The organism is Okeania sp. SIO2B9, from assembly GCF_010672505.1.
Classification (GTDB): domain Bacteria; phylum Cyanobacteriota; class Cyanobacteriia; order Cyanobacteriales; family Microcoleaceae; genus Okeania; species Okeania hirsuta.
In genome coordinates this window covers 1-6,207 of sequence record NZ_JAAHGK010000345.1, presented here as the reverse complement: position 1 = coordinate 6,207, position 6,207 = coordinate 1, and the positions used below count along the sequence as shown (strand labels likewise).

3 protein-coding genes and 2 pseudogenes are annotated in these 6,207 nt (G+C 40.4%); 3 read left to right on the top strand and 2 right to left on the bottom strand.

All coding sequences use genetic code 11. From position 1 onward, the window contains the following. From F6K13_RS13940 to F6K13_RS35805, 3 genes and pseudogenes are all read left to right on the top strand, one after another. A pseudogene (locus tag F6K13_RS13940) lies at positions 1-240 on the top strand (Dethiobiotin synthetase); the annotation flags it as partial. Between the two features lie 32 nt (positions 241-272). Then, positions 273-422, top strand: coding sequence for a hypothetical protein (locus F6K13_RS13935; RefSeq protein WP_161564333.1), 150 nt, complete (start codon positions 273-275; stop codon positions 420-422). 488 nt (positions 423-910) lie between these two features. Continuing rightward, positions 911-1,050 (top strand): annotated as a pseudogene (locus F6K13_RS35805) (IS701 family transposase); the annotation flags it as partial. A 141-nt stretch (positions 1,051-1,191) separates the two neighbouring features. Here the strand turns inward: F6K13_RS35805 and F6K13_RS13930 are convergent. Then, positions 1,192-2,739 (bottom strand): SUMF1/EgtB/PvdO family nonheme iron enzyme, encoded by a 1,548-nt coding sequence (locus tag F6K13_RS13930; protein ID WP_124143312.1) that lies wholly within the window; start codon positions 2,737-2,739, stop codon positions 1,192-1,194. Positions 2,740-2,910: 171 nt separating this feature from the next. Next, positions 2,911-5,877 (bottom strand): formylglycine-generating enzyme family protein, encoded by a 2,967-nt coding sequence (locus tag F6K13_RS13925; protein ID WP_375340663.1) that lies wholly within the window; start codon positions 5,875-5,877, stop codon positions 2,911-2,913. Positions 5,878-6,207: the final 330 nt, after the last annotated feature.

Sequence of the window (6,207 nt, the reverse complement as noted above, 5' to 3'; positions counted from 1 at the left end):
GGCCAAGCAACTAATATTTTGTTAGCTCTAAAAATCTCTTTTGAAATGTTGCAAGGAGATCCTCTTCTAGACCGAGAATTAGTTGCCGGATTATATTTATTAGCAATAGAAAGTCTAAAATTATTTGAAGCTGGTAGACGAAAAGGAGTAATGTGGCCGCCACTTTTAAAAGAAGATATTGAACGAATTTCAATTGCGGTGAAAAATATCTTTTCTGGAGTTTGGCCTACAGATAAATAATCATCCTTGAAGAAGAAAGAAGGAAAAAGTGGATGGGGAAAGTCTTCGACAAGCTACTTCGTGTCTTATACCAAATTAATAAATATTTGCTACAAATAGCTAGGATATTTCTGAGGAGTCAACCCACCCCTCGCCCCTCCCCCTCCCAGGAGGGGAAGTTAGGAGGACTGAGTCAGAATTAATAGCTTCAATACCATTTTTCAGGTCGGAAATAATTCTTTTCTCTTGGTGCGCTACCAGGTGCGACTGGCGTCGTCGCGGGGTCGCACCGCTCTCTTGGTCGATTGGATATGGCGAGGAGACCCGAAGAGTGCAGACCCGCTCCGAAGTACGCCATCCCACCCTACGGGAAGCTGCGCTAACGACCGCTTTGTCAAAGGACATATCCTGCATTTGTCTTTTTATTCCTCTGACTATTCGTAACATTATTTTTTCACGCTTGGTATTATAACCTCAACCAATTGTCAATACCGTGTAGATGGCGGGGTATTAAACCCAAAATAAAAAGATAAAAAAGGCTTTACCGTTTATTTATAAACCCACATTTGGTGCTACAAAATGCAGTATGTAAAAACCAAAAAACAGGAGTAAGTATTTAGACTTAATAAAAAAATCTTAAACAGTCATTTGTAATATCATTAAGTGAGAAAAATACGATCACAATAAAACTGTCTTAATGGATAGTTGGTATGGAACACAAAGATTAATGGCATTGGTAGATAACAAGCGGAAAATTTTATTACTGTCTCTTAAAAAGAAATCATCTAGTAGATGATACTGGTCGCAATCGAGAAAGATCAAAATATTGGATAATTAAGTTGGAATGAATTAGAAAAAATATCAGGTAAAAGAATTCAAATAAAATGAAACTCATTTAACTCTAAATAACTGAAGCTTTTTGAATAGATAGTTAAGCGATCGCGCAGAATTACAGTTGAATATCGCTCTGATTTAGTATGTACTATATATAGTGTCTTTGCGTAAGTCCTGATTCAGAGACCACAACAATACTCGATTATTACCAGAGTCAGCAATAACAGCAGTATTGCCACAAACCGAAATCCCATAAGGCCAACACAAACTTTGGCGAGTCGGATACAAACTCAAAGCATTTTCACCCTTACTCTGAAAATCTGACTGACCAATTAATGCAACTGCCGGAGTGCCAATATCCACAGTATCCCGCCAACCCAATAACCGAGAATTAGCGGTATCAGCAACAATCAACCAATTAGCAACCGCAGCTACACCATAAGGCATACTCAAACTAGCAGCAGAAGGAAAATAAACTCCCTGATTTAACTGTACTGTATTAAATTGAGATTGACCGAGAACTACAGAACAAGGTTGATTATTCTCAGTAGGGATGGCATCCCAAATCATTACCCGATTATTTCCAGCATCAGTCACAATCAAGCGATCGCCATACTGTTGCGGAACATTATTGCCCCAAAAAGTAATTGCATGAGGCCAACGCATACTCGCTGCCGTCGCTTCACTCCCTCCATTTTCATCCCGAAAACTCATATTTGCCTGCCCCAAAACGAGATCGGCAGGTTGTCCATTAACCTCTGGCAACTGATGCCACATCAACACCCGACGGTTGCCCGTATCTGCTACCCAGAGTTTTCCTTGATGGTAGACGACACCATAAGGCCAGTGCATTCGGTCCGCAGCAGTTTCTGGTTGACCCCGGTTAGATTCATTTTGAGAAAAATCTGCCTGACCTAAAACGATATCGGCAGGAACATTATTATCTTCGGGTAACTGCTTCCAAATTAATACCCGATGATTCCAAGCATCAGCTACTGCTAACCCTTCTCCACAAGCACAGATACCAGTGGGGACGCTTACTGTTGCTGCGGTGGTTGTACCATTGGCATTTTGCCCTTCTTGAGAAAAGTCAGATTGTCCGATAACCCAGTCAGCAGGTTGCGTGTCAATTTCGGGAAATTTTCGCCATCCCAATAATCGATGATGTCCGGTATCAGCAACCCACAGAGGTCCTGTTTCTGAGATTAAGCAAGCTCCACGGGGTCCGAACATTGTAGTTGGACTAGGTGCGAGTGGTACAACTAGGGAATCTGAGGATGGTGTACCGAGAATGATTTTTGCACCATTAGGGTTAAGCATTTGTGGTTGTTTTTCTGGGTTTTGATTCGGATTAATGTTTGGGGAATTTTTCATTTTAAGAAGGTAATGGGGAACAGAGAACAAAGAACAAAGAACAGGAAACAGAGAGCAGGGAGTCGGAAAATCTCTGGAAGTAATACCATTTTCAAATGGGCGGTTTCCTCCTTTAAAGTAAGAGGGATTTTTACCCATAATAGCAAGATATTGGTCTTGAGTAATGGGGTATTTACTCATATAAAAAGGTTGGAGAATAACTTGATGTTGGGGACTTTCTGTGTGAAATCTTCGTTTTTCACTTTCTGGCGAACCCATAATAAAACTCCCTCCAGGAATATAAACCATTTCCAAAATCACACCATTACCCAAATCTTCTGTAAAATATTGAGCTTGTTTGGGAACGCGATTAATTTCCTCACCTCTGTTATTAACTGTGATTACCTCAAATGAAAAAGTTTTCAGAGGTAATTTTGGTTGGGGAATAATAATAGGTTCTGGTTTAGTGCTTGGTAGAATAATTTTTTGTTATTTTGGTTAAAGTTAAATATTAGGAGTAGAGTCATCCTGTAAGGTTAGGTTTATACAAGTACAGACAATACGGAAACCAAAAATGTAGACGTGGGAGGCTTGCCTATCGCTGCCACCGCGAATAGCAGAACGGCAGACATAAGGGTTATCGTACCACGATCCTCCTCGCAGCAAAGGATACAGCTCTTTTTCATTATTGATATTTTGGAAATCATGACTATTAACCCAAGCAGTTCCATCAGTGGGAACATCTTCGTAATTATCATGCCAGTCATCTGCACACCACTCCCAGACATTACCGTGCATATCATATAAACCAAAAGCATTAGGAGAAAAACTTCCCACATCAGTTGTCTGTTTCCGATATTTACCTTTAGGTGCATTGGCATAGGTATAGTTACCATTATAGTTAACTAAATCAGTAGTAATAGTTTCTCCAAAATAAAATGGTGTGGTTGTTCCTGCTCGACAGGCGTATTCCCACTGACTCTCACTTGGTAGTTTATAGATTTTAGTGGTTTTCTGGGATAGCTTTTGACAAAATTCTGTGGCGTTGTACCATGTAACCCTTTCTACAGGACGTTTTCCTCCTTTAAAGTAAGAGGGATTTTTTCCCATAATAGCTTGATATTGGTTTTGAGTAATAGGATATTTACTCATATAAAAGGGTTGGAGACTAACTCCATGCTGAGGACTTTCTGTATCACGCCTTCCTGCTTCATCCTCCGGCGAACCCATCATAAATGTTCCACCAGGAATAGCCACCATTTCCAAGATCAAACCTTTACCTAAGTCTTCTGTAAAATATTCGGCTTGTTTGCGAACACGATTAATTTTTTCCCCTCTGTTATTAACTGTGATCACCTCGAATGAAAAAGTTTTCAGAGGTAATTTTGGTTGGGGAGTAATAATAGATTCTGGTTTAGTGGTAGGTAAAATAATAGGTTGTTGTCTCTGTTGAGTATTTGGAATAGAGGCACCCTGATTAATTAGAGCGCCAGAACTACAGACAACACGAAAACCGTAATTGTTGTAACAGAGGTCGCGCCTATTGATGTAGTCGCGGAAAGCGGAACGGCATAAATCAGGATCGTTGAACCAGGAACCGCCCCTCAGCAAGGGATACAGTTCTTCTTCTTCATTACCTTGAGAATCTAGATTATTTTCATTATGATGCCAAATATCTAGCCACCACTCCCAGACATTGCCGTGCATATCAGCATAGGAAGGAAAAATTCCCAGATTAGCACACAACTCCCAGACATTCCCGTGCATATCGTACAAACCAAAAGCATTAGGAGGAAAACTTCCTACATCGGTAGTCTGTTCTCGGTATTTACCTCTAGAGGCATTACCATAAGTATAATTGCCATTATAGTTCACTAAGTCAGTAGTAATAGTTTCTCCAAAATAAAACGGTGTAGTTGTTCCTGCTCGACAAGCATATTCCCATTGACTCTCACTCGGCAGTCTGTAATTTTTCCCTGTTTTTTTGGATATCTGTTGACAAAACTCTGTGGCATTGTGCCATGTTACCATTTCTACAGGGCGGTTTCTTCCTTTAAAGTGAGAGGGATTTTCACCGATAATGGCTTGATATTGCTCTTGAGTAATGGGATATTTACTCATATAAAAAGGTTGCAAAGTAATTTCATGTTGGGGACTTTCTGTATCACGTCTTTGAGCTTCATTCTCCGGTGAACCCATAATAAAACTACCCCCAGGAATAGCTACCATTTCCAAAATCACACCATTACCCAAATCTTCAGTAAAAAATTCTGCTTCTCTCCAAACACGGTTTATTTCTTCACCTCTCCTATTAACCTTAACAACCTCAAATGAAAAAGTTTTCAGAGGTAATTTTGCTTGGGAAGTACCAGAAGGCTTTAATAATAGATTCTCTAAATTATTGTTTGGTAAAATAATTGGTTTTTGTCTCTGTTGAATATTAGGAGTAGAGTCACCATAATTAGTTAGAAACTCAATAGAACTACAGACGACTACTCGAATACCGTGATAGTTGTGACGGTAGCCACGCCTAACGCTGTAGCTGCGGATAGCTGAACGGCAGCTCATAAAAAAATCGCCCCAGGAACCACCCCGCAGCACAGAATACAGTTCTTTTTCATCATTACTGTGAGAATCTAAATCATTTTCATTATTGATTTTTTCTCCTTCATTACTATCAATCCAAGCTCTGCCATCATTAGGTACACCTTCATAGTTATCATGCCAAATATCGTGACACCATTCCCATACATTGCCGTGCAGATCAAATAGACCAAAAGCATTAGGAGGAAAACTTCCTACATCGGTAGTCTGTTCTCGGTATCTACCTTGAGGTGCATTGCCATAAGTATCGTAGCCATTATAGTTCACTAAATCAGTAGTAATAGTTTCTCCAAAATAAAACGGTGTAGTTGTTCCTGCTCGACAAGCATATTCCCATTGACTCTCACTCGGCAGTCTGTAATTTTTCCTAGTTTTTTTGGATAGCTGTTGACAAAACTCTGTGGCATTGTGCCATGTTACCATTTCTACAGGGCGGTTTCTTCCTTTAAAGTGAGAGGGATTTTCACCGATAATGGCTTGATATTGCTCTTGAGTAATGGGATATTTACTCATATAAAAAGGTTGCAAAGTAATTTCATGTTGGGGACTTTCTTGATCAAGTCTTCCTTCTTCACTTTCTGGAGATCCCATAATAAATGTTCCCCCAGGAATAGCCACCATTTCCAAAATCACACCATTACCCAAATCTTCAGTAAAAAATTTAGCCTCCTTCCAAACACGATTAATTTCTTCACCTCTCCTATTAACCGTCACCACCTCAAAGGAAAAAGTCTGTAAAGGCAACGCAACAGGAAACCTCAACAACACACCACCTACATCAACCTCACTCTTTCCCAACTCTCTCCTCACATTCTCAACTCCAGCAACATCACCCCGCGCATAACCACCATACCCCTGCCCTAACATCACTAACAAAGGTTCATATTCTCTCAAAGGTTCTGCCAAAGTTTCCATCAAAGACGACAACCTCACCAACTCCGCTTTATCATCCCGTCCATAAGCTTCCTGCAAAGACTCCGCCAACTGACGGGCAGCCAATTCCGGGCGAGTATAAGCTAAAGCAGTCCATCTTTGACCCTGCCAAATACTGGATACAGACTCCCCACGATTAACTTGAGAATCAATATAACTGACCAAAAACCGAGATAATTCTTCCAGTCGAGACTGCCCAAACCTTTCTGTACAAAGCTGCAACAACTGATTCCGAATACCCCGATCCATTTCATAGAGTTCCCA

What these genes read in the sequence shown, in the direction of transcription:
- F6K13_RS13925 (WP_375340663.1), bottom strand. Translation starts at nt 5,877, where the DNA reads ATGTTAGGGCAGGGGTATGGTGGTTATGCGCGGGGTGATGTTGCTGGA.
- F6K13_RS13935 (WP_161564333.1), top strand. Translation starts at nt 273, where the DNA reads ATGGGGAAAGTCTTCGACAAGCTACTTCGTGTCTTATACCAAATTAAT.